The following is a 23,113-nucleotide window of genomic DNA, read 5'->3' on the forward strand; positions in this document are numbered from 1 at the left end:
TTCGACATTAGTGCAATCCTGGTGGCAATGGCTCCGCTCGCCGTGCGCTTTTTGAGAAGTTCGCTCAAAAAGCTTAAAACCATTTACGGCGGCTTCGCTCATTGCTTCGAGTATCATAAAAAAGGGGAAGGGCACCCCTTTTTTATGATACTCTTTAATAACACCATTTTTTTAAAAAGTGGTTTGTTTCTTCTCTTCCTAGGACAATCAGCTTTTCTTTTTGTTCTTCTGTTAATTCAAAGTCGGTTGCTTTTACGTTTAGGACGGGGATAAATACAATGTTTCTGGCATGATCTTCATCTATATATTTTATGTCGTGTGCAGATGCCATTGTCTCAAAGAGGGCTCGATACATCGTTACTGCATTATTTATTTTTTTAGGAGGGATTTCACTTAGTTCAGGCTTTAATTGAAAACCAATTACTGGCCTCCTAAATCTTTTGGGGTTCCCATCCATAAACAGCCACATCGGAAAATTACTAAGCAATCCTCCATCAACAATATAGGAGGCTTTCCCTCCACTACCGCGGTCGTAAATCTTAACTGGTTCAAAGAAATAAGGAATGCTGCAACTCATCCTTATCGCTCTGGCTACTGGGAATCTTTCTGGTATTACACCGTATTTGTTTAAATCGTCAGGGAGTACGAGCAACTTTCCTTTCGTTAAATCAGATGCAATAATACGCAAAGAACCATGAGGTAAGTCGCCAAACGTTTTTACCCCTTTTCTTTCTAACACCTCTCTTAACCAATTCTCTAAAGCATTGCCTTTATATAAACCCAATCGATAATACAAGTGGATCCATTTAGTTATTGTAAATGGAAGAAACGACATCCGCTCATCCTTAAAAGATTCAATATCTAAATCATCAAGCAGCTGATATATTTCTTCACTGCTGTACCCTACTTTGATGAGGGCTGCTATGATGGATCCTGCACTCGTTCCAGCCAGTCGGTCAAATTCAAACCCTTTTTCCTCCATAACTTGGAGGGCCCCAATAAATGCGAAGGCTTTCACTCCTCCACCAGCAAATACGCCATCAACTTTCATCAGAAATCGCCTCCTCCTTCAACTCTATGTGTCAAAGCAGTCAGGACGACCTAAAAATTTGAAAAACCTCGTAATATTTTTGACATGGTATTACAACCGGGACTTGAAATCCGATTGGAAATTCATCAGCCGTAGTGCCACCACTCTTAGAAAATGCCGACGATTAACTTACATACTATTCTCTCATCACCCTTATAAATCACTGATCTCCTTCTCCTAAAGGACTTCAAAATATCGTTTAATACTTGCCCAAAAAATCAAAAAGAGCTCAATTCCTATGAGAATTGAGCCCCATTTTCAAAAACCTTTAAAATTGCTAATTATTATTCCTCTTCTTCGTTTCTTTTCTGGACATCTCTTAACTCGTATACTCTTGTCTCTTTTTCTTGAAAGTATTGAACAAGATCACCGATACGATCAATGGCATCCCAACTTAAATGATGTTCAATTCCTTCTACATCTTGATAAACATGAGAATCATCGACACCAATTAGTCTCATAAAATCTTCTAATAACTCATGACGGTACACTAAACGCTTTCCGATTTTCTTTCCTTTTGCTGTTAGGACTAACCCTCGGTATCGTTCATATATTAAGTATTCGCTTTTATCTAATTTTTGAACCATCTTTGTCACCGAAGACGGATGGACTTCTAATGCCTCTGCAATATCGGAGACTCGTGCATACCCTTTCTCCTCAATCAACATATATATTCGTTCTAAATAATCTTCCATACTAGGTGTTGGCATAAGGTCCCCTCCATTAATTGTCAAACATCATACCGTTTGACAGATACGGTGTACAATACAGCCCTGTATCATAAACCTATTCTATTGCTATAAAAAATGTGCAACACTTTTATTTTACAACAGAATGTAGGAGAAGGACAATGTGTTATCAAAGTTTATGTGAAGTATTCCATTTTCGCTTCCGGGAAGAATTTATCAATATAGGATTGGATTGTTTCTTTTAAGTCTCCAGCTTCTTCATCTTTATAAACGTATTTTCCTCGACCGTATCTCCCCCACTTGTATTTCCGTTCTTCCTCATTCATCTCTAGCTTTGATTTAGGGTACCGTTTTTGTATGATATTTTTCGCTGTTTTGGTAAAGCGATGTTGAATTAGTTCAAACGTCAAATCTTTTTGAGCGTAAGCAGGCAAAATGGCCTCCAAACGCTCAAACAAATCATAATACCCCTCTTTCCAATTATCGTGCAAAATTAACGGGGCTACGATAAAACCTAAAGGGTAATCGGCTTTTGCTACTTTTCCAGCGGCTTCGATTCGTTCTAAAAATGATGAAGTCCCTGGTTCAAAATGTTTAATTACATGATCTGAATTCACACTAAAGCGAAACCTTGTATTTCCATTGTGTTTCGCATCTAGTAAATGATCGACATGATGATACTTTGTCACGAATCGCAATCGACCCAAATCAGTCTGTCCTATATGCTCAATGGTCTTCTTTAGTGAATGTGTTAAATGATCAATCCCTACAACATCAGATGTACACGCAGCCTCAAAACGAGTAATTTCAGGCTCTCTTTCCTTGATATATTGATCTGCTGCATCAAAGATTTCTTCCAAATTCACATACGTGCGAATATATGGTTTGTTTCCAAGTGTCGTTTGCAAATAGCAGTAATGACAATGGCCCATGCACCCCGTTGCTAGTGGCAGCGCATATTCCGCTGATGGCTTTGACGTATCAAATTTCAATGTTTTCCTGACACCAATAACCAGGGTTGATTTAGCATTTCTATATTGCTGTAGTTCATTTTTCCCTGGAATATTACGTACCTGATTATGAGAGGTCGTCTCCCTTATCTCTACACCTTTTTTCTTGAATTTTTCTTTCAATTCACGTCCTAGTGGGTACTCAAGTGCCCCTGGTTCTATATAAACAAGTTGTGGTTCAAACGCTTTCATGTCAAATGCACCTCTATTTTTCTGATGTATTCACCTATGATGGTAATTTAAATACGCTTCTATAGGGTGTGCATATGAGGAAGATTCAGCCTACCAGTTATTAGAAAGAAAAAGGACTAAATCCAATACGAATTAGTCCTTTTCTTCAATAAATTTATTTAGTTTAAAGGCCACATTTTAACTGTGCACCACAACTTGTACAAGTGTTACAACCACCAAGATCTTCTACCTTTCCTTCACGACAAACTGGACACGTATTGCCAACCTCTGATCCAATTGTCACATTTGTAGATCGCACTTCAGAAATGGTATCGATTAATACTACTTTCTTATTTGAATCAGTTTGTGTCTGTGATTCATTATCAAAGCTATTCTCTTCTGCCTTCAAAGATAGAACTTGGGCATCACGACTGCCGTCTACATACACCGTTCCACCTTTAGCTCCTCCACGATACAAGCGCTCATAAACAGCTTGTACTTGTTCAACAGTGTAACCACGAGGTGCATTTACTGTTTTCGATAATGAACTGTCAACCCAGCGTTGAATGATACACTGTACATCAGCGTGAGCTTCTGGCGGTAATTCCATTGTTGAAATAAACCAATCCGGTAATTGATTTTCATCCGCATCAGGATTAGCTTGTAAATATTCTTCAACAATGCCTGCTTTCACTTCGATAAATTTCCCAAGGCGGCCACTACGGAAGTATGAGAAGGAGAAGTAAGGCTCAAGACCAGTCGATACCCCTACCATTGTTCCCGTACTACCTGTTGGCGCAACTGTAAGCAAATGTGAATTACGAATCCCATGGTCGAGAATTCCTTGACGAATATCCTCTGGCATAGATGTCATATACCCCGTATTAATAAATGCAGTCCGAAGCTCCAACGTTTCTTCATCTGTATTCCCTAATAAGAATGGGAAGCTTCCTTTTTCTTTAGCAAGTTCAATGCTTGTACGATAAGCTGTAGTCGCAATCGTCTCAAACACTTGATCAACAAGATCGTTGCCTTCTTCAGAGCCGTATACGGATTCACAATAAATGAGTAGATCATGAAGACCCATCACTCCTAAACCAACACGACGCTCTCCTTTGGCTTGTTTTGTGTTTTGTTCTAAGAAATATGGAGTTGCATCAATTACATTGTCTTGCATGCGAACACCGACTTCGACCGTTTTCTTTAACTTTTCAAAGTCCACTTCTTTTGTTTCTTTATTTGCCATCTCTGCTAAGTTAATTGCTGCAAGATTACATACAGAATATGGAGCTAAAGGTTGCTCTCCACACGGATTCGTCGCAACTACTTTTTGTCCATATGCTTTTGCATTAGTTTTATCATTTGCATTATCAATAAAGAAGATTCCTGGTTCTGCACTATATGTTGCACAAATGTTAATCAGGTTCCAAAGTTCTTTCGCTTTAATGATGCGGTACGTTCTTACCCCATAGCCTAACTCTTTCCACTCACGAACATCGCCAACCTCGTGCCACTTTTCATTATAGTATGCCATTTCCTCTTCATTGTAATTTTCTACATCTGGGAAACGAAGGGCATATTCTTGATCGTTTTCAACAGCTTCCATAAATTCTTTCGTTAAACAAACCGAAATATTAGCACCTGTTAAAAATTCAGCGTTATTTACTGAATATGTTCCGCCAACACGTAACTTTTCTTCTGCATCCTCAATCACTTTCGGATCAAATCCACCCTGACCAGCAATTGTTTTGTAATTAACAATTCCTTGGTACATAGACTCTTCGACTGCCGTTAAAGGTGTGAAATAAAGCTTGTCTTTTACGAGCTTTTGAATATGATTGTCTTCTGTATTTTCCAGCAAGAAACGCAAAATGCGCGGGTTTTGCATTTTAGAAATGATGAATTCTAAAATATCAGGATGCCAATCAGATAGCATGATCATTTGAGCACCACGTCTGGACCCACCTTGTTCTACAAGATGCGTTAGCTTTGCAATATCATCCAACCATGAAACTGATCCAGATGACTTTCCGTTTACTCCACGCGCTAGTGTGTTACGAGGGCGTAATGTTGAACCATTCGTCCCTACTCCGCCACCACGACTCATAATTTCCATGACTTGCTTACGGTGTTCAGAAATTCCTTCGCGTGAATCTTGAACATATGGCATAACGTAACAGTTAAAGTACGTCACATCTGTCTCTGCACCCGCACCATACAAAACACGCCCTGCCGGAATGAAATTCATCGAAACAAGCTGCTCATAAAATTGTTCGAACGCTTCTTGACGCTTTTCTTCCGTTGTTTCAACAGACGCAAGTCCTGTCGCGTTACGCTTTGCAATTTGCTCATAATAAATTTCAAGAGGTTTCTCAATTGTATCAAGTGAACGAGAGACGATTCCTGTCTCTGCTTCTTCGCCTTCGAGTACCCCGCGGAACTCTTCATCAACAAGTACCTTCGCTTGATTTGTTACGATGTCAAGCTCCATGACGAATCCATAACCTCGTGCAGGAAACTTAGGATCATCTTTGACGGTTAAGACAACAAAATCCCCATCTTTTAATGTTTTCTTTTCTGTATCTTTAAACGTGTAACGGTCTAACATTACGAGTCTTGATACGCCTTTTTGAGTAATGTGCATGTCGCTTGTAATTGGATGGACTTGCGAAAATTGCTCAATATCCTCATTTAATCTTTCTGTGTTCAGGCGCATAACATTTGACATCGTCATTGCCATTCGCGTCTCCTCCTCTTTCACATGGAAATCTATATTTTACTAGTATATCTAGTTGATTTTTCATACTGCTGTGCTTGTCCATGTACGATATTCTTGGGTAAGCTTACCACAAGACCGCCATCAGATTCAATATATTGTGCTCATTTTTATTTTCAATACACCATATATTGTGTCAGATTCCATTTCGATTTCTTTTGTCAACTTTGAAATGGGTAAAAAAAGAAGGATTTACGAGTTTACAAGAATGTTATCCGCTTTTTTTCGACATTTTGAACGAATTTGTCTCTTGCCATATTGCGGATTTTTTCAATGTCTTATGTTATCACTGTTTGAAGTCTAAATACAAAATGTTTGACAAAATTTTTAATAGATGATTGGCTTAATTATGTTATTCTTGTAGATACAAATAGTGAAAGGCCAATCAATATATTGAAATGATAAATAGTTGGAGGAATGAAAAATGGAATACATATTACAAAATGACAAACTTCTCCCTAAAAAAGACGCGATGATCCATGTTGACGATCGTGGGTATTATTTTGGTGATGGTATATATGAAGTTGTTAAAGTCTATGAAGGTAAGCCCTTTGCTATGGAACAACATTTAACACGACTTGTTCAAAGCTCCCATAAATTAGACATTAAATTGCCATACTCAGAAGACCAAATTACAGAATTCATTCATACATTAATCGAAAAAAACACATTAAAAAATGGACTTGTTTATTTTCAAGTCACTCGTGGAGTTGAACCACGTAACCACTTGTATTCAAGAGAATCGACTCCGGTATTCACAGCGTTCACTCAACCAGGACATAGCACTGAAGACCTACAGCAGAATGGGATCGATGTTTGGCTGACTGATGACATTCGTTGGCTCCGCTGTGACATTAAAACAATTAACTTATTAGGTAATGTACTGGTGAAACGAGAAGCAGCCGATCATAACTGTCAAGAAGCGATTCTTCATCGAAATGGAACAATCACAGAAGGTTCATCGTCTAATCTTTTCCTCGTTAAAGATAAGGTTTTATACACACACCCTGCTACCAACTTAATTTTAAACGGGATAACAAGACAATTAATCATCGAGTTAGCTCAAAACAATAACTATTCGGTCGTAGAAGAGCCATTCCCCGTTGAAGTACTAGAGCATGCCGACGAAGCATTTATTTCTAGTTCTTCAGTCGAGATCACTCCAATTAAATCGGTCCATGGGCAATTAACGACAACCTTTCCAATCGGCCCAGTGACAAAAGATCTTCAAAAAAAATTCAAAGAGCTATTGCCACGCAGCTAACCACATCAAACAAAAGGACTTGTCTCTAAAAGACAGGTCCTTTTGTTTTACTTTCTAAAATTCCAATCATCCCGCTCATAACGATCTCTTGCTATTTGCTTAACAATTTCCTCTTCTTCGTCCGTTAACGTATATGGCTCTAATTCGATGTTTAATCCTTTTTCAAATCCACGCTTAAATGCCAATTTTGCTTCATCCATCGTTAGAGGTTCACTTCTTAATGCATTAATAGCGACCGCTTTATTTTTAAAGTTCTTTTGCATGCGCTCGCGCAACCGATCACTCGAATAATTAAACAAGTCAAAAAGCTTGTCCTCATCGATATCTAAAATGATTGAACCATGCTGTAAAATTACACCTTTTTGCCTTGTTTGTGCACTTCCTGCGACTTTTCTTCCCTCAACAACAAGTTCATACCAAGAAGGAGCATCAAAACAGACGGCAGACCGAGGATTTTTGAGGGCACTTTTTTCCTCATCCGTTCTCGGGATCGAAAAATACGCATCAAGTCCCACATCTTTAAACCCTTCTAAAATCCCTTCAGAAATCACACGATAGGCTTCCGTGACCGTCTTTGGCATCTCAGGATGTTCCTCTGATACGATAACACTATACGTGAGTTCCTTATCATGTAATACCCCCCGTCCACCTGTTGGTCTACGAACAAACCCTAAGCCATACTCCTTAACCTTATCCATATTGATTTCTTTCTCGACTTTCTGAAAATAACCAATTGATAGAGTAGCAGGGTTCCATCCATAGAAACGAATTGTAGGTGGAATGACTCCTTTACTATGCCAATCTAACAACGCCTCATCTAAAGCCATATTATAAGCAGGAGAGCAATCTCCTGAATCTATGTAACGCCATGTTTCTTTCATTTCACACCGCTTCTTTCCAATTTGAGATATCTATGTCATTCTACCAAACGAGCACTTTGTAGCCAAGTCATTTGAGTTATTGCGTATTTGCTTAGCGGCTATTATAATGAATATTGATGTAGTACGCAAAGGAGTGTAGACAACAACCTATGGAATTCTTATGGCTTATCCTACTTGGATTTGTAGCGTATCTCGTTTTTAAGCGCTTTTACAATCCAAAATATTTAAAAACATTAACACAAGAAGACTTCATTAAAGGCTATCGAAAAGCACAGTTGATTGATGTTCGCGAACCTCGTGAATATGAAGGTGGACACATTCTTGGAGCCAGAAACATCCCAATGTCCCAGCTTCGTCAACGGATGAATGAAGTTCGGAATGATCAACCTGTTTATCTATACTGCCAGTCAGGTGCTCGTAGTAGACAAGCTGCTCAACTTATTAAGAAAAAGCGCGGCGTTGAAGATATCTCACACCTTAAGGGTGGATTTAAAAAGTGGTCTGGAAAGATTAAGAAAAAGTAAGGTTTTAAGGGAGTTGCTACCATGATTGGTGCATCTCCTTTATTATTCGTGGTATTTCTTGAAGATACGCCGTCCTAGGATAAAACTTTTCTCCCGATTGTAAAAAGCCTTCTATGGGGTCATAGAAGGCTTTTTCATGCGGAGTACTAAATATTATTCGCTCACGCTTTTTCATATTTTAGAATTGGTTTTCTTGCTGCCGTTGTTTCATCTAATCTTGAGATAACTGTCGTATGTGGTGCTTCTTGGACAATCTCTGGGTTTTCTTCTGCTTCACGGGCAATTTGAATCATGGCATCGATGAATTCATCTAACGTCTCTTTGGATTCAGTTTCCGTTGGCTCAATCATCATACATTCCTCCACATTTAATGGGAAGTAGATTGTTGGCGGATGGTACCCAAAATCTAAAAGGCGTTTGGCTATATCCAATGTACGTACACCCAGTTTCTTTTGACGACGGCCCGAAATAACAAATTCATGCTTACAATGCTGTGTATAAGGGAGATCAAAATGAGGCTCTAGGCGACGCATCATATAGTTTGCATTTAACACAGCATATTCTGAAACTTTTCGTAAGCCATCAGGGCCCATTGTACGGATATACGTGTATGCACGAACGTTGATACCATAATTCCCGTAATATGGTTTTACACGTCCAATTGATTGCGGACGGTTGTAATCAAAATCATACACACCATCAACACGCTTAACTATAACCGGTTTTGGTAAATAAGGAATCAAATCCTTCTTCACTCCAACTGGACCTGATCCTGGTCCACCACCACCATGAGGGCCTGTAAATGTTTTATGCAGGTTCAAGTGAACCACATCAAAACCCATATCTCCAGGCCTTGCGATTCCTAATATTGCATTAGAATTAGCCCCATCGTAATACAGTTTTCCACCAGCTTCATGAATAATTTGAGCCATCTCTACGATGTATGATTCAAACAAGCCTAGTGTATTTGGATTGGTTAGCATGAGTGCTGCTGTATCTTCACCTACGACTTCACGTAAATGATCTAAGTCTACTAAGCCATTGTCATCCGTTCGTACCGTAACTGATGCAAAACCAGCGACTGTTGCTGATGCAGGATTCGTTCCATGTGCAGAGTCAGGCACAATCACTTTGGTACGTTGGAAGTCTCCGTTTGCTTCATGGAAAGCGCGGATCATCATGAGCCCAGTCCACTCACCATGAGCACCTGCTGCTGGTTGAAGTGTTACTTCATCCATCCCTGTAATTTCAGCTAATGATGTTTGAAGCTCATAAAGTAATTCCATTGCACCTTGGACTTGTTCTACTGGTTGATATGGATGAATATGCGCTAATCCTTCAAAACGAGCAACATCTTCGTTAATCTTTGGATTGTATTTCATCGTACATGAGCCTAGTGGATAAAACCCTGAATCTACCCCATGATTACGTTTTGATAGTGCCGTATAATGACGCATAATCTCAAGCTCTGAAACTTCTGGCAATTCAGGCTCTAATTCACGTAAAAACTCACTTGGAATTAACTCATTAATAGACTGTTCCTCGATATCTAATGTTGGCAAGCTATGTCCAACTCGTCCTGGCTTGCTGCGTTCAAAAATGAATGGCTGATCTTTTGTTATCATAGTAAGGCCCCCAATTCCTTGACAAAAGTATCAATTTCCGCTTTCGTCCGTACTTCAGTCACAGCTACTAACATTTGACCTTTTAATGAATCATCATCACGCCCGAGGTCATATCCACCAATGAATCCTTTTGCAAGTAGCAACTCATTGACTTCAGATACAGGTCTCTTCACATTAATGACAAACTCATTAAATGTCGGTTGCACAAAGACGATTTCTACACCATAAGCTTTTAACTGCTTTTTCATATAAGCAGCTTTTTGTACATTTTGATACGCCATTTCCTTTACGCCTTTTTTGCCAATCGCACTCATGGCAACGGAAGCGGCTAAAGCATTTAGCGCTTGGTTCGAACAAATATTTGAAGTGGCTTTTTCACGCCTAATGTGTTGCTCACGTGCTTGTAATGTTAAAACAAACCCTCGTTGTCCATGTTCATCCGTTGTTTGACCAACTAAACGCCCAGGGACTTTACGCATTAATTTCTTCGTTGTTGCAAAATACCCGCAATGTGGACCGCCAAATTGTGTCGCAATTCCAAAAGGCTGCGCGTCTCCCACGACGATATCTGCGCCAAATTCACCAGGCGGCTTTAATAATCCTAAAGCAAGTGGGTTACTAGAGACAACAAACATTGCTTTACTACTATGAGTAATTTCTTCTAACTTGGCTAAAGGCTCAAGGTTCCCATAAAAGTTCGGATGCTGAACGACAACACAAGCCGTGTCCTCTCCGTATACTTCTTGTAACTGTTTTAAATCTGTCACACCATTAGCTGTATCAATTTCAATTACATTTAAACGCTGCCCTGTTGCATTCGTCTGCAAGACAGCACGTGCTTCTGGATGAACAGCTTTCGATACTAGAATGGTCTTTTTCTTTGTTTGCCCAGCACTGAGCATCGCAGCCTCTGCTAAAGCGGTCGGACCGTCATACATAGATGAGTTGGCTAAATCCATTCCTGTCAATTCACAAATCATCGTTTGAAATTCAAAGATGGCTTGAAGTTCTCCTTGAGAAATTTCTGGTTGGTATGGCGTGTAAGCTGTATAAAATTCAGAACGAGAAATAACGTGATCGACGATTGATGGAATGTAATGTTCATAAACACCTGCACCTAAGAAAGAAGGAGTTTGTTTGAGAGAGACATTTTTTTCTGCTAACTCTCGAAAGTATGAAATGAGCTCGGGCTCTTTCAAAGCTTCTTTAACATTCATTTCTCCTTTAAAGCGAATGTCACTTGGAATATCTGAAAACAATTCTTCAATCGACTTAACACCAATTGTCTCAAGCATTTCTTTTTGATCTGCATCTGTCATCGGTAAATAACGGTGATTCATGTATGTTCCTCCTCTTACTTCTTATAAAATGGCGTGGATACGACTTGTGCTTTCAAACGCTTTTTACGCACTTGAACTTCTACTTCAGTTCCAAGTGTAGTAACATCGATATCTACAACGGCAAGGCCGACATTTTTCTTTAACGTAGGAGATTGAGTACCTGTCGTGACAAAACCTACTAATTTATCACCGACAAACACTTCATACCCTGTACGAGGGATGCCTTTGTCTATCATTTCAAGACCAACAAGTTTCCTTTTCAGTCCTTCGTCTTTCTGTTTCGTTAACGCTGCTTTCCCAATAAAGTCAGCTTCTTTATTGATCTTTACGGCAAACCCAATCCCCGCCTCAAGTGGAGAAATATCCTTTGTTAACTCTTGACCATAAAGAGGCAACCTCGCTTCAAAGCGTAGCGTATCACGTGCTCCTAATCCACATGGAACAAGACCTTCGTCTTTCCCTACTTCAAGCAAGCTCTTCCATAACTTTGCCGCTTGATCTGCAGGGCAGTATATCTCAAAGCCATCTTCGCCAGTGTACCCCGTTCTTGATACAAGTCCTTTTACACCATCTATTTCTACTTGATCAGCAAATCGAAAAAAGCGAATCGATGCCAGATCAAAAGACGTTGCCTTTTGCAAAATTTGTTCGGCTAAAGGTCCTTGAATCGCTAATTGGGCAATGTCACTTGAGACATTTATCGCTGTTACTCCCTCAATAATATGTTGCTCCATCCACTCGACATCTTTTTCGATATTGGAAGCATTAATGACGAGTAGATAATCGTCTTCCGCTTTTCGGTAAACAAGCAAATCATCTACTGTCCCACCATCGTTGTAACACATCGCCGTATATTGAGCCTGCCCATCCACAAGTTTAGATACATCATTTGTCATTAGTTTTTGTAAGTAATCAAGTGCACGTGGACCTTTGACTTCTACTTCCCCCATATGTGAAACATCAAAAAGTCCAGCCTTTGTCCGAACGGCCTCATGTTCTTCTTTAATACTTAAAAACTGAACGGGAAGATCCCATCCACCAAAATCAATTGTTTTCGCTCCACTTTCTTTATAAACTTCAAATAGCGGTGTTCTCTTTAAATTAGCCATGTTCAAACCTACCTCCTCAAGTTCATTCGAAAATTAACAAAAAAAGGACAGGGTTATACACTATTTGTGTATAACCCTGTCCTGTAACCAGAAAGTTTCCTATATTCATGATTGAATACAGTGTCTTCGTAGGTGGCTTATGCTAAGCACTCTCCAGAGCTGCGTCAAATAAGAGTCTTTTTTGCCTGAGAGATTCGTATCGATAACACATTATCTAAATACTTGCTCCTTCGGCGTTGCACCATTCGCAAGCTCTCCCCTTATTCTCATCCGCAAGTCATTCAATTGTTTTTACACTCACTCATGAAATTCTTATAAATGGTACATACTACATGTATAAACCTATTTAAAAATAGGTAACATGGGTAATTCGGATTTATATTAATATCCTATCAAGATGAATAGGTTTTCGCAACAGTTTATTTACTAAATCAGATTATTTTATAGATTATTTATGATTTCATTCGGATATTGCAGTTTGATGGAAAGGGTGATAAGAATATGAAGATTGATATACATTTTGATCAAAAATGGAACGACACCTTCAAGGAAAGGTTAGATCAAGATGGTCCTTGGTCTAATTGGGAACTTTTTAAACTAGCGTATGAAGCAGAACAACATCAAATCATCCCAGAGTTTCATGGTTTACAAGCACCTAAGCATCTTCCACAACTAAAGCCATTTCCACACCAAATTGAAGTGGCAAATACAGTTATTGAGCAAATGAATGGCAAAGCCATACTCGCTGATGAAGTAGGTCTTGGAAAAACAATTGAAGCTGGGCTTATCTTAAAAGAGTACATGATTCGTGGACTAGTAAAAAAAGTCTTGATTCTCGTCCCAGCTTCACTTGTATCACAATGGGCAATCGAATTAAATACAAAGTTTCATATTCCAGCTATTCCCCAAAAGAAATCATACGTTTGGGAACAATGTGATGTTGTCGTTGCTTCAATCGATACGGCCAAAAGACAACCACATCATGATATCGTCTTAGAACAGCCATATGATTTAGTCATAATTGATGAAGCTCATAAACTTAAAAACCCAAAAACAAAAAATTACGAGTTCATTAAAAAGTTAAAGAAGAAATTCTGTCTATTATTAACAGCAACACCAGTCCAAAACAAGCTAGAGGAAATCTTTAACTTGGTTTCTTTGCTTAAACCAGGACATCTAGGTGACATCTCTTCTTTTGAAAAAGAATACCGTTCGAATAAGAGATCACCTAAAAATGAAGAAAAACTCAGAGAGTTAGTAAATAAAGTTATGGTGCGTAATCGCCGTGAGGAGACGGGCATTGAATGGACGAAACGAATTGTTGAAACCGTCCCAATTGATTTTAATGAGTCAGAGCGAGCCTTTTATAACGAGATAGAGCAGTTAAATGATGATTCAAGCCATTTTGGATTGCTGACATTAAAGAGGGAACTATGCAGCAGCAGAGAGGCTGCTTTTATGACATTAAAAAACATGGTTGAACGAGCTAATAACGAAGGACGCAAGCTCCCTGGTGCAGAGCGCTTATTGAACAAAATTGGTGAGGTAGATGGACATGCAAAGGCTGAAAAAGCACTTGAGATCATTAAAAAAATTAACGATAAAGTAATTATTTTTACTGAATATCGTGCGACACAGTTGTATTTACAATGGTTTTTAAAACAAAATGGCATTTCCTCTGTCCCATTTAGAGGTGGATTTAAAAGAGGAAAAAAAGACTGGATGCGTCAGCTCTTCCAAAATCATGCCCAAGTATTAATCGCAACCGAAGCAGGCGGTGAAGGAATTAACTTGCAATTTTGCAGTCATATTATTAACTATGACTTGCCTTGGAACCCAATGCGCATTGAACAACGAATTGGGCGAATCCACCGCCTTGGTCAACAAGAGGATGTGAAAATTTACAATTTCGCTGTCAATGATACTGTCGAGCAGCACATTCTCAAATTACTTTATGAAAAGATCCATCTCTTTGAAGCCGTTATCGGGGAGCTCGATGATATCCTGACAAAAATTAATCTTCCTTCAGTTGAAGAACACGTGCAAGATATTTTACTGCAATCTGATTCTGAAGGCGAAATGCGAATAAAGTTTGATCATCTTGCTGCGATTATGAATGAGGCAGCAGAAGAAGCTGCAAATTCTAGTAAGGAGGATCAGATCGATGCAACAGCCTCAAGTTCATGATTTTCTAGAACGTTACTTCCAAGCAAATGATAGTCCAATCATTGAAAATACATCTAGTTATCTCAAGGTTCAGCTATCCATTGAACTAGACAAGTTATTAATGAACAGACCATTTTATTGGCATTACTTAGAAAAGACAGGCGGACAACCAAATCCGATGCAGGTGACGTTTATCACAGATCAAGCTAACGCTCCTGATGATTTACGCGGAGAACAAATTCACTTTGGGTCACCACGACTTAGGCAATTATTTGGATCGACTCGAGAATTAGGGGGGTTCATTCGGCTCTATGAAAACATTCATGCATCAGGGAGAAAGTCCATTCCTCTGCAACCTTGGTTATGTTTAAACATGAAAGTCTCATTTCAATGTGACCGTAAAAAAGATGTACTGCTATCTTTGGGGTTAAATCTCATTCATGGTCAAATTGTTCAAAAATTTTACGATAGATTGATTGAAAAAGAACTTTCACCCAACATTCCAGATTTTTGCTTTAAATTATCCCCATTGATTACCGTTCACAGTGGGTTAATTCGATTGCAGAAAATGGTTCAAACCTATGCTGAAAATGAAGACAAAACTTGGGCAGAAGAAGCTGTAAATAGGTGGGAAACCGATTTGGCCCTGCTTGAGCAGTTTTATGAAGATTATGATGAGAAACCAGAAAGCTACGATGTTGAAAAACAAGCCTTAAAAGAACAATATGAGCCTAAGATTCATGTATCCATTATAAATGGTGGAATGTTCTACTTAGAGCAACAGGTTTTTTAATAGAAACAAGGCAACTACTCTAGAGTAGTTGCCTTGTCTCATTCCTTATTCTTCTTAGTGAGCTGTAGGAGCTCCACCACCTGTTGTAATGATTGAAATAATGGTTGCCACTGCAAACCAACCAAATACAACAAATGTAATTCCTGCAAATCCTACTGCAAAGAAATTCTTTCTGCGAACTTCACGAACAATCGCGACTGCACATAATAATGCCGTAATTAACATGATGATAGAAAAGATCATACTGTCTTCCCCTCCTTATGTAAAACTAAGAACCCAGCTTAACTAGTCCTATTATAATGCCATTTGGGAACGTTGTCAGCCTAAAATTTGACGAAGCTAGTACAGTTTCCTCAATATTTATAATGGGCATTTTTCATTTATTTTACTCTTTTTTTCTTTATTTGTCGAGTCGCTTCTCGTATTGTATGATAGGAATGACTTAAGTTATTGGAGGGATATATATGAAATGGACACAACTTCCACTTGGCCCATTACAAACAAATGCATATGTGTTACAAAACGATGCTAATGAAGCGATTGTTATTGACCCTGGTGGGGACGGCCAAGCATTTATTCAATGGTTGACATCACAACAATTAAAACCATTGGCTGTCTTGTTAACACATGCTCATTTTGACCATATTGGTGCAGTAGATGATGTACGGAATGAATTCAACTGTCCCGTATACCTACATAAGAATGAACTAGATTGGTTAGCAGACCCTAATAAAAATGGATCATCACGTTTTATGGGGAATCACGCAATTACAGTGAAGCCAGCAGATAATATTATTGAAAAGGAAGATACCATTACGATTGGTTCGTTCTCCTTTAAGGTATATGAAACTCCTGGGCACTCACCAGGAAGTGTTTCTTTCTACCTTAAGGAGGAAGCGGTTGTTTTCTCAGGTGATGCATTATTTGCCCAAAGTATAGGGAGAACCGATTTGCCGGGTGGAGATCATCAATTGTTGTTAACGAGCATACATAAGAAGCTTCTTGAGTTACCAGAGGAAACCGTTGTTGCTTGCGGCCACGGTCCAACTACCACAATAGGAAATGAAATGGATGGAAACCCCTTTTTATCAGGGTTTTAAGTAATCGAGCAGCTGCTATGTCAGCTGCTTTTTATTATATAAAAAGAACCTCCACCATTAGTGGAAGTCCTTTGGGGAGTAAATCGTATTGATGTAAGAACCTTGAGGGGAGGGGGACTCCCTATCAAAGATCACCAATCTACTGTACATTGTATAAAATACTTTTACACTGTGTCAATAGTATTAATATTAAGCTAAAAAGAAACCGTCCCTTAAATAAGGAAACGGTTTCTCCTCTGCACATATGTACAACGAATATTAATGCCCTCCGAAGCTTGGTACTAACAAGAACGTTGTGTAGTACGTGAACCCTACGAAGAAAATCGTTAAATAGGCACCAAAAATGTACATGTACACACGTTCTGATAGGTTTAGGTAGCTTAGAGCTAACAAGGCGCCTGTTTGCGCAAAGAATAACAATGCTACATTATACATATGACCAACAAAGAACAGAACGGAAAAGATCCCTGTCCAAAATGCTAAAACACGATACATACGATCCATTTGGGTTTCCCTCCTTCATGAACAAATTTGCCCCACACGACAGTATTTGTTTAGGATAGCAAATGATTAAGTACAGACCTTATTATATACGACTACTTCCATACTGTAAATGCTTTGATGAATGGCAATACTGTGTCACCTATAATTTAATGACAGAATAAGAGCAAGCTTTCGCCGTAGGATCTGTTAACTTCATATTGTCCTTAAGAATATGTTCCCCAAGAAAATAGGAGAAAATGCCTTTAAATAATTCATGATGCATAGAACAAAGCGATGTCGAGTGTTCAGACATTAATTCTTTAAACGTACAGTTATAAATACTAAACTCAATTTCATCCTTCTCAGCTGAATAAGATATTTCTGGATTCAGGCCTTGATTGATCGCTATTTGTTCGATCATTTTTACTTTCTGCTCCATTGAAGCATTTTCTACCTCAAAGTGAAATTGCTTCACATACAAGTCTGCACTCTCACGCCCATATCTATACCCCATTTTTTTTAACGCATCGATACCAACTTCACCAAGTTCCACCAATGATGACAATGCCATCTTTGCTAACCTTTGATAGTCACGATAAGGAAACTGCAATTGAATGACTTCATCTGATAGTTTGTAATAGCGACTAGGCCGCCCTCCTTTTCCTGTCTTCTGTGTTTCTGAAACAATCATTTTTACGTCTTCTAATTTCGTCAAATGAAGACGAGCAACATTAGGGTGTATATGAAATTGGTCGGCTATTTGTTGTACGGTTACATGTTCCCGTTGTTTTACAATATACTGATACACAGAGAACCTTGTTGGATCTGACAATACATTTGTTATTTTTAATGTGTTTTGTTCCATCTTGTTCACTCCCAAACTTACCTTACTTACACCATTATAGTATAGGAATCAAAGTAAATAAAAGAAAACATTTACAAGGTAAATTAAATTACACACAAATAAAAAGCGAAGAATTGTCACTGACAACTTCGCTTCTTATTTTCTACGATTCTTTTTTTTTGAGTTTTTTCTTAAGAACAAGGAAATTCCGAGTGGAATCATCCCAAATGCATGGTTTGAAAAAGGGGGACGGTCAGCTCTGCGTTCGAGCTTTTTCGTTCGTCTTTCTTCTTTTGGTTGATCCATTCGAATTACAGCTTGTTGAGTCAAAAATTTGACGTAATCATTCAATGACATAGTTCTCAACTCCTAATGCATGAGCTATCATCAGTATGCCCAAATATTAGGATTTTAAAATTGATTCTAATTCCGCGACAATACCTAAAACCGATCTTCCTACTGTATTAACGATAATATCAGCCTGTTCGTACAGCTCAAGTCGTGATTCATATAATGCTTGAATCCTTTCTTTGTCTTGTTGCTGCAATAAAGGTCTTGTTTCATCCCCTTCCAAACGTCTTAATAACTCATCAAAGTCTGCCTGCAAATAAATAATTTCACCCTGAGATGCCATGATTTCTCGATTTCGATCCTTTTTAATAATGCCTCCTCCTGTTGTAATAATCATGTGATCTCCTTGCAGTTCTAATAGAGCTTGAGTCTCAAGATCTCTAAAATAATCTTCCCCCTTTTTTTCAAAAATTTCTGATATAGACATCTGTTCTTTGTTTTCAACCCATTTATCCGTATCAATGACATGGTAGCCAATTTTATCAGCTAATGCTTGTCCAATCGTCGTTTTTCCTGACCCCATAAATCCCGTGATGTAATATTGATGCGACACGCTATGAAACCTCCCAATAATGATCCAACATCTTATTATTCCAATTATATCGAAAACCAGCCTGACGCTCGTGACCAGTCTCCAATCTTGCCTTTACAGTAACGTTACTAATTCCATTATCATAAGTTGCTATTTCTAGTGTAACGGTACCAGTAGGATATGAAAAGAGAATATTTTGATTTGGAACCGGAGCAACATCATTATTTAAAAATTCGCTTATGCCTAGTTGGAGGAGCGTTTCAATTTGCATCAATCGTTCTTGTTCATAAACTGCATGTTTATCAACTAAGTACAAATTTACTTGAAAAAGAAGTACTTGCAAAATCAACATACACATTAATAATGTAATTGGGTAAACAAATCCCCTCTCTTGCTTCACACGCTGCCTCCTTTTCTGGCATACTGCATTAGCATCATCTTGCTGCTGCGATACCCATCTAACATTTCGATTTCACATGTGACCAAATATTCAGCTACCTCACAAGAAAACGTTTTTACTTGTTCAATAAGGAGATTATGACCTTCTTTATTTTTCCTACTTCGTATTTGTTTTGATTGTAAGACCTCTATGTCTACAATGTCTTCGTTGTACTTAGTTAATCGTAATGTACCTTCTATTACTTCTCCTTTTTTAGATTCCCTAACCTCATGAGCTAATTGATTAAAAAAAGTCATAACCTGCTGGGTTGAAATCACGTTAGTGTAATATCCGTGTGAACGAATGAGTATTAATTTAGGTAACAGAGAAGCAATTATTATAAAAATAGCAAGAGCCATCAAGAGCTCCATTAGTGAAAATCCTCTTTCATTTCTGAGCATAGAAACAACGTTCATAGTCCCTCCCATTTCGGCCAGTCCATCTTGCACAAAACCGTAGTAGACCTTCTCTTACTTCCTCTTTTACAATCAAAACGCCATCATTATCCCTATCGTCAAGAGGCATACCTGCTTTAAAACGGTTAACAGCTTCTTCTAACTGTAGCAATACCTCTACTTCTTCATGAATCGCTGTTCTCTCTGCATAAACAGTTAATAACAAAGGAAGAATAGAAGCGCTAAACAGCATGAGAAAACCAAATGCAAATAACACTTCCATTAAAGTAAACCCACTACATTTTTGTATATGAGACCATTCCTTTCCCTATATAAATTGTGAAGCGATAACTGTTTAGTCCAATTCGTAATCGAAAAGTCCCAGATGCACCTGGATGACCATTTGTATGAAAATAGATAGAACTTAGAGATAGAGTTTGGGATTCAAATAACATGTCAGGGTGTTGATACGGGATAATTAAATAATCATCAAAGTTATGAAAACGAATGAAGAATTGTTTTGTATCATTGTCTGTACGGATAAACACTCGTCTTCCATTTGCAATTGCGACATGCTGTGCGAGAATAATCTGTTCTTTAATTTGTTGGGCTATTAAGTCTGCTTCATGATTAACTGGAGACGAATCGGTAGGTTTGAATGTAGGTATGAGAAGAATAATGGTTAGAATGGATAACGTGATGAGCAATTCGATGAGGGTATAACCTTGATTTGAATTCATGTTCACTTTAAGAAGATTTACTACTTACTGTACCATTTTCGTAGTCTAATTCAGAATCATCTGGGCATGTTAACTTATCAACGTAGTCAGGAGAAAGGTCCTCTAGCTTATCCGGTAATTTACCGTTTTCAATCTCATAAGCATACACCTGGGACTGTATTAACTTTACAGTGGCTTCGCATCCTTTAGAAGCAGCAACCTCATTATTATTTGACATGTTTGGAACGGCTATTAGGAGTAAAAGGGAAATGATCATCAGGACAATCAACATTTCAACGAGGGTAAAGCCTTTTTCATTTTTCAATTTTCATCACCTCTGTGGATTTTTAAAAACGGGGCTTTTTCGAAGAGTTCTTTTTTAATCGATCCTCCTTTCAAACAATATTTGTTATAATTAGACAAGAATGAACAAACTCCTTCTTTTATTTTAATTTTTTTTTGAAAGGTGTCAGAAATGAAACTTATCCTTTTATCAATATTCCGCTTTTATCAGCTTGTTATCTCGCCCATTAAACCACCGACTTGCCGATTTTATCCAACATGCTCCCATTACGGTATTGAAGCTGTTAAAAGATTTGGTGCAATGAAAGGAGGATATCTAACGTTAAAAAGGATTCTTAAGTGTCACCCTTTTCATCCAGGTGGCATTGACCTAGTACCTGAGAAGAAATCAGCCCATCGTTCAAAGGAAGATTAACATTTCTTGTAATATAAAAAAACCATACAATAAGTATGGTTTTTCTCAGTATGCGGGTGAAGGGAGTCGAACCCCCACGTCATAAGACACTAGATCCTAAGTCTAGCGCGTCTGCCAATTCCGCCACACCCGCATAATTGATGTTTTTACCAAAACACCTTATATGGTGAGCCATGAAGGACTCGAACCTTCGACCCTCTGATTAAAAGTCAGATGCTCTACCAACTGAGCTAATGGCTCTTGCTGTTTTTTCAATGATGTATTTACATGATGCTTACGGACGATGTTTCCCTCCGTAGTCTTTACCTGTTCTTTCCTCTTCCAGTAACACTCTGTTGCTTGCTGCGTCAGAACAACTCGTAGATTTTCAGGTAGATCGGCTCGTAACTGATTTAATATGGTGACCCGTACGGGATTCGAACCCGTGTTACCGCCGTGAAAGGGCGGTGTCTTAACCGCTTGACCAACGGGCCAATCTAAATATATATAACCTGTCCATGGCGGAGAAGGAGGGATTTGAACCCTCGCGCCGCGTAAACGACCTACACCCTTAGCAGGGGCGCCCCTTCAGCCACTTGGGTACTTCTCCATGGCTCCACAGGTAGGACTCGAACCTACGACCGATCGGTTAACAGCCGATAGCTCTACCACTGAGCTACTGTGGAATGGTGGGCCTGAGTGGACTCGAACCACCGACCTCACGCTTATCAGGCGTGCGCTCTAACCAGCTGAGCTACAGGCCCACAGTAGTAAAAAGCGGGTGATGAGAATCGAACTCACGACATCAGCTTGGAAGGCTGAGGTTTTACCACTAAACTACACCCGCATATGATATTGTTTTGAATCAAGACTTCAAAAACGCAAAACATGTCTCTTCCTCTTCTAGTAAATCACAGAAGCGAATGCGTCGAGACAACTCGCAGCTTATTCGGCAGATGTTATGCTCGTGGCTGAGGTTTTACCACTAAACTACACCCGCATATTTTTTAAAGGAATTGGCGCGCCCTGAGAGATTCGAACTCCCGACCTTTTGATTCGTAGTCAAACACTCTATCCAGCTGAGCTAAGGGCGCTTATAAAGAGCGGAAGACGAGATTCGAACTCGCGACCCCCACCTTGGCAAGGTGGTGTTCTACCACTGAACTACTTCCGCATTGGCTGGGCTAGCAGGATTCGAACCTACGCATGACGGAATCAAAATCCGTTGCCTTACCGCTTGGCGATAGCCCAATTAAAATATTATGGGGCGGCTGATGGGAATTGAACCCACGAATGCCGGAATCACAATCCGGTGCGTTAACCACTTCGCCACAACCGCCATATAGTTTATTAGTGGTGGAGGGGGACGGATTCGAACCGCCGAACCCGGAGGGAGCGGATTTACAGTCCGCCGCGTTTAGCCACTTCGCTACCCCTCCACATAAAGTGAAAGATCTAAAATAATTTATGGCGGTCCGGACGGGACTCGAACCCGCGACCTCCTGCGTGACAGGCAGGCATTCTAACCAACTGAACTACCGGACCATTTTGGTATTGCGGGGGACGGATTTGAACCGCCGACCTTCGGGTTATGAGCCCGACGAGCTACCAGACTGCTCCACCCCGCGTCGTTTTATAGCTAATTGACGTAGCTATTCAATGAGGAGGACATTTTCCTCTTCCTGTTTCTCTAAGATGCTTAATGTGTCAATGTTACTCGTAGTGTTTCAACGATGTTTTGCTCGTTGCTCCACCCCGCGTCGTTATAAAGGGTAATGATTCTAATTTAATATGGCGGAGGAAGAGGGATTCGAACCCCCGCGCGGTTTAACCCGCCTGTCGGTTTTCAAGACCGATCCCTTCAGCCGGACTTGGGTATTCCTCCGCATATATGGTGGAGCCTAGCGGGATCGAACCGCTGACCTCCTGCGTGCAAGGCAGGCGCTCTCCCAGCTGAGCTAAGGCCCCATAAATAAAATCATAGCCTGGCAACGTCCTACTCTCACAGGGAGAAGCCCCCAACTACCATCGGCGCAAAAGAGCTTAACGACCGTGTTCGGCATGGGAACGGGTGTGACCTCTTTGCTATCGCCACCAGACTATAAAATTGAAAGA

The 23,113-nt window shown here is 39.4% G+C and carries 24 protein-coding genes, 16 tRNA genes, 1 rRNA gene and 1 riboswitch; of the genes, 6 read left to right on the top strand and 35 right to left on the bottom strand.

Features of this window, described 5'->3' with window-relative positions; all coding sequences use genetic code 11:
• Positions 1-154: 154 nt before the first annotated feature.
• The 4 genes from LQ50_RS21885 to LQ50_RS21900 all read right to left on the bottom strand — a co-directional run bounded on the left by LQ50_RS21885 (position 155) and on the right by LQ50_RS21900 (position 5,700).
• Entirely contained in the window at positions 155-1,051 is an 897-nt protein-coding gene (locus LQ50_RS21885; RefSeq protein WP_034633601.1) for a patatin-like phospholipase family protein, read from the bottom strand.
• A gap of 323 nt (positions 1,052-1,374) precedes the next feature.
• Entirely contained in the window at positions 1,375-1,800 is a 426-nt protein-coding gene (gene mntR / locus LQ50_RS21890) for a transcriptional regulator MntR (protein WP_034633605.1), read from the bottom strand.
• A gap of 155 nt (positions 1,801-1,955) precedes the next feature.
• Positions 1,956-2,981 (bottom strand): spore photoproduct lyase, encoded by a 1,026-nt coding sequence (gene splB / locus LQ50_RS21895; protein ID WP_034633608.1) that lies wholly within the window; start codon positions 2,979-2,981, stop codon positions 1,956-1,958.
• A gap of 163 nt (positions 2,982-3,144) precedes the next feature.
• Positions 3,145-5,700: a vitamin B12-dependent ribonucleotide reductase gene (locus LQ50_RS21900; RefSeq protein WP_034633611.1), complete on the bottom strand. Its 2,556-nt coding sequence runs from the start codon at positions 5,698-5,700 to the stop codon at positions 3,145-3,147.
• A 460-nt stretch (positions 5,701-6,160) separates the two neighbouring features.
• Here LQ50_RS21900 and dat point away from each other — a divergent pair, with 460 nt between their 5' ends.
• Positions 6,161-7,000 carry a D-amino-acid transaminase gene (gene dat / locus LQ50_RS21905; protein ID WP_034633614.1) on the top strand — a complete coding sequence of 280 codons (840 nt, stop codon included), beginning with the start codon at positions 6,161-6,163 and terminating at the stop codon, positions 6,998-7,000.
• Positions 7,001-7,047: 47 nt separating this feature from the next.
• On the opposite strand, the gene lipM is transcribed toward dat, so the two are convergent.
• The gene (lipM, locus tag LQ50_RS21910) at positions 7,048-7,881 is read right to left on the bottom strand and encodes an octanoyltransferase LipM (RefSeq protein WP_034633616.1); all 834 of its coding nucleotides are present in this window, start codon (positions 7,879-7,881) and stop codon (positions 7,048-7,050) included.
• Positions 7,882-8,030: 149 nt separating this feature from the next.
• Between lipM and LQ50_RS21915 the strand changes: the two genes are divergently transcribed.
• Positions 8,031-8,405 (top strand): rhodanese-like domain-containing protein, encoded by a 375-nt coding sequence (locus LQ50_RS21915; protein WP_034633618.1) that lies wholly within the window; start codon positions 8,031-8,033, stop codon positions 8,403-8,405.
• Positions 8,406-8,566: 161 nt separating this feature from the next.
• Here the strand turns inward: LQ50_RS21915 and gcvPB are convergent, their stop codons facing one another.
• From gcvPB to gcvT, 3 genes are read right to left on the bottom strand one after another with little or no spacing between them, the layout of a single operon-like run.
• On the bottom strand, positions 8,567-10,030 hold the full coding sequence (gene gcvPB, locus LQ50_RS21920; protein ID WP_034633621.1) for an aminomethyl-transferring glycine dehydrogenase subunit GcvPB: 1,464 nt from the start codon (positions 10,028-10,030) through the stop codon (positions 8,567-8,569).
• Positions 10,027-11,370, bottom strand: a complete 1,344-nt coding sequence (gene gcvPA, locus LQ50_RS21925; protein ID WP_034633624.1) for an aminomethyl-transferring glycine dehydrogenase subunit GcvPA — start codon at positions 11,368-11,370, stop codon at positions 10,027-10,029. Before gcvPA ends, gcvPB begins: the two co-directional genes overlap by 4 nt.
• A 14-nt stretch (positions 11,371-11,384) precedes the next feature.
• Positions 11,385-12,479 (bottom strand): glycine cleavage system aminomethyltransferase GcvT, encoded by a 1,095-nt coding sequence (gene gcvT / locus LQ50_RS21930; protein ID WP_034633626.1) that lies wholly within the window; start codon positions 12,477-12,479, stop codon positions 11,385-11,387.
• Between the two features lie 162 nt (positions 12,480-12,641).
• A riboswitch (glycine riboswitch) is annotated at positions 12,642-12,749 on the bottom strand.
• A 231-nt stretch (positions 12,750-12,980) separates the two neighbouring features.
• Between gcvT and LQ50_RS21935 the strand changes: the two genes are divergently transcribed.
• On the top strand, positions 12,981-14,666 hold the full coding sequence (locus tag LQ50_RS21935; RefSeq protein ID WP_034633629.1) for a DEAD/DEAH box helicase: 1,686 nt from the start codon (positions 12,981-12,983) through the stop codon (positions 14,664-14,666).
• A complete protein-coding gene (locus tag LQ50_RS21940; protein WP_034633631.1) occupies positions 14,644-15,438 on the top strand; it encodes a YqhG family protein in 795 nt (264 codons plus the stop codon). Before LQ50_RS21935 ends, LQ50_RS21940 begins: the two co-directional genes overlap by 23 nt.
• A gap of 54 nt (positions 15,439-15,492) precedes the next feature.
• Here LQ50_RS21940 and LQ50_RS21945 read toward each other — a convergent pair whose 3' ends face one another.
• The gene (locus LQ50_RS21945) at positions 15,493-15,681 is read right to left on the bottom strand and encodes a DUF2759 domain-containing protein (RefSeq protein WP_034633634.1); all 189 of its coding nucleotides are present in this window, start codon (positions 15,679-15,681) and stop codon (positions 15,493-15,495) included.
• A 221-nt stretch (positions 15,682-15,902) separates the two neighbouring features.
• Between LQ50_RS21945 and LQ50_RS21950 the strand changes: the two genes are divergently transcribed.
• Positions 15,903-16,538, top strand: a complete 636-nt coding sequence (locus LQ50_RS21950; RefSeq protein ID WP_034633636.1) for an MBL fold metallo-hydrolase — start codon at positions 15,903-15,905, stop codon at positions 16,536-16,538.
• A gap of 258 nt (positions 16,539-16,796) precedes the next feature.
• Here LQ50_RS21950 and LQ50_RS21955 read toward each other — a convergent pair whose 3' ends face one another.
• The 9 genes from LQ50_RS21955 to comGC form a co-directional block, all read right to left on the bottom strand.
• Entirely contained in the window at positions 16,797-17,042 is a 246-nt protein-coding gene (locus LQ50_RS21955; protein ID WP_034633638.1) for a DUF2626 domain-containing protein, read from the bottom strand.
• 139 nt (positions 17,043-17,181) lie between these two features.
• Positions 17,182-17,886: a helix-turn-helix transcriptional regulator gene (locus LQ50_RS21960; RefSeq protein WP_034633641.1), complete on the bottom strand. Its 705-nt coding sequence runs from the start codon at positions 17,884-17,886 to the stop codon at positions 17,182-17,184.
• A gap of 135 nt (positions 17,887-18,021) precedes the next feature.
• Positions 18,022-18,222, bottom strand: a complete 201-nt coding sequence (locus LQ50_RS21965) for a YqzE family protein (protein WP_034633643.1) — start codon at positions 18,220-18,222, stop codon at positions 18,022-18,024.
• 46 nt (positions 18,223-18,268) lie between these two features.
• Positions 18,269-18,769, bottom strand: a complete 501-nt coding sequence (locus tag LQ50_RS21970) for a shikimate kinase (protein WP_084138990.1) — start codon at positions 18,767-18,769, stop codon at positions 18,269-18,271.
• Between the two features lies 1 nt (position 18,770).
• Positions 18,771-19,148, bottom strand: coding sequence for a competence type IV pilus minor pilin ComGG (gene comGG / locus LQ50_RS21975; RefSeq protein ID WP_034633646.1), 378 nt, complete (start codon positions 19,146-19,148; stop codon positions 18,771-18,773).
• Complete coding sequence (locus LQ50_RS21980; protein ID WP_034633648.1) at positions 19,145-19,603, bottom strand: competence type IV pilus minor pilin ComGF; 459 nt, start codon at positions 19,601-19,603, stop codon at positions 19,145-19,147. The genes comGG and LQ50_RS21980 overlap by 4 nt, the downstream gene beginning before the upstream one ends.
• A complete protein-coding gene (locus tag LQ50_RS21985; RefSeq protein WP_034633650.1) occupies positions 19,575-19,865 on the bottom strand; it encodes a hypothetical protein in 291 nt (96 codons plus the stop codon). Before LQ50_RS21985 ends, LQ50_RS21980 begins: the two co-directional genes overlap by 29 nt.
• A gap of 13 nt (positions 19,866-19,878) precedes the next feature.
• Positions 19,879-20,322 carry a competence type IV pilus minor pilin ComGD gene (comGD, locus tag LQ50_RS21990; protein WP_034633653.1) on the bottom strand — a complete coding sequence of 148 codons (444 nt, stop codon included), beginning with the start codon at positions 20,320-20,322 and terminating at the stop codon, positions 19,879-19,881.
• Between the two features lie 7 nt (positions 20,323-20,329).
• A complete protein-coding gene (gene comGC / locus LQ50_RS21995; protein ID WP_034633655.1) occupies positions 20,330-20,626 on the bottom strand; it encodes a competence type IV pilus major pilin ComGC in 297 nt (98 codons plus the stop codon).
• Positions 20,627-20,776: 150 nt separating this feature from the next.
• On the opposite strand from comGC, the gene yidD reads away from it, so the two are divergent.
• Positions 20,777-21,019, top strand: coding sequence for a membrane protein insertion efficiency factor YidD (yidD, locus tag LQ50_RS22000; protein WP_034633658.1), 243 nt, complete (start codon positions 20,777-20,779; stop codon positions 21,017-21,019).
• Between the two features lie 51 nt (positions 21,020-21,070).
• Here the strand turns inward: yidD and LQ50_RS22005 are convergent.
• From LQ50_RS22005 to rrf, 17 genes are all read right to left on the bottom strand, one after another.
• Positions 21,071-21,152, bottom strand: a tRNA-Leu gene (locus LQ50_RS22005).
• 31 nt (positions 21,153-21,183) lie between these two features.
• Positions 21,184-21,259: transfer RNA gene (locus tag LQ50_RS22010), tRNA-Lys, on the bottom strand.
• A 158-nt stretch (positions 21,260-21,417) separates the two neighbouring features.
• Positions 21,418-21,492, bottom strand: a tRNA-Glu gene (locus LQ50_RS22015).
• 25 nt (positions 21,493-21,517) lie between these two features.
• A tRNA-Ser gene (locus LQ50_RS22020) sits at positions 21,518-21,608 on the bottom strand.
• 1 nt (position 21,609) lies between these two features.
• Positions 21,610-21,684: transfer RNA gene (locus LQ50_RS22025), tRNA-Asn, on the bottom strand.
• A gap of 1 nt (position 21,685) precedes the next feature.
• Positions 21,686-21,762: transfer RNA gene (locus tag LQ50_RS22030), tRNA-Ile, on the bottom strand.
• Positions 21,763-21,774: 12 nt separating this feature from the next.
• Positions 21,775-21,845 (bottom strand) — tRNA-Gly (locus LQ50_RS22035).
• A 170-nt stretch (positions 21,846-22,015) separates the two neighbouring features.
• Positions 22,016-22,092, bottom strand: a tRNA-Arg gene (locus tag LQ50_RS22040).
• Between the two features lie 8 nt (positions 22,093-22,100).
• Positions 22,101-22,172: transfer RNA gene (locus tag LQ50_RS22045), tRNA-Gly, on the bottom strand.
• 2 nt (positions 22,173-22,174) lie between these two features.
• A tRNA-Gln gene (locus tag LQ50_RS22050) sits at positions 22,175-22,249 on the bottom strand.
• A gap of 12 nt (positions 22,250-22,261) precedes the next feature.
• Positions 22,262-22,337, bottom strand: a tRNA-His gene (locus LQ50_RS22055).
• Between the two features lie 15 nt (positions 22,338-22,352).
• Positions 22,353-22,437 (bottom strand) — tRNA-Tyr (locus tag LQ50_RS22060).
• 29 nt (positions 22,438-22,466) lie between these two features.
• Positions 22,467-22,543, bottom strand: a tRNA-Asp gene (locus LQ50_RS22065).
• Positions 22,544-22,552: 9 nt separating this feature from the next.
• Positions 22,553-22,626, bottom strand: a tRNA-Met gene (locus LQ50_RS22070).
• Between the two features lie 164 nt (positions 22,627-22,790).
• Positions 22,791-22,883, bottom strand: a tRNA-Ser gene (locus LQ50_RS22075).
• Positions 22,884-22,890: 7 nt separating this feature from the next.
• A tRNA-Ala gene (locus tag LQ50_RS22080) sits at positions 22,891-22,966 on the bottom strand.
• A gap of 15 nt (positions 22,967-22,981) precedes the next feature.
• A 5S ribosomal RNA gene (gene rrf, locus LQ50_RS22085) occupies positions 22,982-23,097 on the bottom strand.
• Between the last annotated feature and the right edge of the window lie 16 nt (positions 23,098-23,113).

Source organism: Halalkalibacter okhensis, from assembly GCF_000787375.1.
Classification (GTDB): domain Bacteria; phylum Bacillota; class Bacilli; order Bacillales; family Bacillaceae_D; genus Halalkalibacter; species Halalkalibacter okhensis.

Excerpts from the sequence above, each read along its gene's own strand:
- LQ50_RS21955 (WP_034633638.1), bottom strand. The coding sequence starts at position 17,042 with ATGGATCGTATGTATCGTGTTTTAGCATTTTGGACAGGGATCTTTTCC.
- lipM (WP_034633616.1), bottom strand. The coding sequence starts at position 7,881 with ATGAAAGAAACATGGCGTTACATAGATTCAGGAGATTGCTCTCCTGCT.
- LQ50_RS21940 (WP_034633631.1), top strand. The coding sequence starts at position 14,644 with ATGCAACAGCCTCAAGTTCATGATTTTCTAGAACGTTACTTCCAAGCA.
- yidD (WP_034633658.1), top strand. The coding sequence starts at position 20,777 with ATGAAACTTATCCTTTTATCAATATTCCGCTTTTATCAGCTTGTTATC.
- LQ50_RS21935 (WP_034633629.1), top strand. The coding sequence starts at position 12,981 with ATGAAGATTGATATACATTTTGATCAAAAATGGAACGACACCTTCAAG.
- LQ50_RS21965 (WP_034633643.1), bottom strand. The coding sequence starts at position 18,222 with ATGTCATTGAATGATTACGTCAAATTTTTGACTCAACAAGCTGTAATT.
- gcvPA (WP_034633624.1), bottom strand. The coding sequence starts at position 11,370 with ATGAATCACCGTTATTTACCGATGACAGATGCAGATCAAAAAGAAATG.
- LQ50_RS21980 (WP_034633648.1), bottom strand. The coding sequence starts at position 19,603 with ATGAACGTTGTTTCTATGCTCAGAAATGAAAGAGGATTTTCACTAATG.
- dat (WP_034633614.1), top strand. The coding sequence starts at position 6,161 with ATGGAATACATATTACAAAATGACAAACTTCTCCCTAAAAAAGACGCG.
- mntR (WP_034633605.1), bottom strand. The coding sequence starts at position 1,800 with ATGCCAACACCTAGTATGGAAGATTATTTAGAACGAATATATATGTTG.
- LQ50_RS21945 (WP_034633634.1), bottom strand. The coding sequence starts at position 15,681 with ATGATCTTTTCTATCATCATGTTAATTACGGCATTATTATGTGCAGTC.
- LQ50_RS21900 (WP_034633611.1), bottom strand. The coding sequence starts at position 5,700 with ATGGCAATGACGATGTCAAATGTTATGCGCCTGAACACAGAAAGATTA.
- LQ50_RS21950 (WP_034633636.1), top strand. The coding sequence starts at position 15,903 with ATGAAATGGACACAACTTCCACTTGGCCCATTACAAACAAATGCATAT.
- comGD (WP_034633653.1), bottom strand. The coding sequence starts at position 20,322 with ATGAATTCAAATCAAGGTTATACCCTCATCGAATTGCTCATCACGTTA.
- LQ50_RS21985 (WP_034633650.1), bottom strand. The coding sequence starts at position 19,865 with ATGGAAGTGTTATTTGCATTTGGTTTTCTCATGCTGTTTAGCGCTTCT.
- LQ50_RS21915 (WP_034633618.1), top strand. The coding sequence starts at position 8,031 with ATGGAATTCTTATGGCTTATCCTACTTGGATTTGTAGCGTATCTCGTT.
- LQ50_RS21960 (WP_034633641.1), bottom strand. The coding sequence starts at position 17,886 with ATGGAACAAAACACATTAAAAATAACAAATGTATTGTCAGATCCAACA.
- gcvPB (WP_034633621.1), bottom strand. The coding sequence starts at position 10,030 with ATGATAACAAAAGATCAGCCATTCATTTTTGAACGCAGCAAGCCAGGA.
- splB (WP_034633608.1), bottom strand. The coding sequence starts at position 2,981 with ATGAAAGCGTTTGAACCACAACTTGTTTATATAGAACCAGGGGCACTT.
- LQ50_RS21885 (WP_034633601.1), bottom strand. The coding sequence starts at position 1,051 with ATGAAAGTTGATGGCGTATTTGCTGGTGGAGGAGTGAAAGCCTTCGCA.
- gcvT (WP_034633626.1), bottom strand. The coding sequence starts at position 12,479 with ATGGCTAATTTAAAGAGAACACCGCTATTTGAAGTTTATAAAGAAAGT.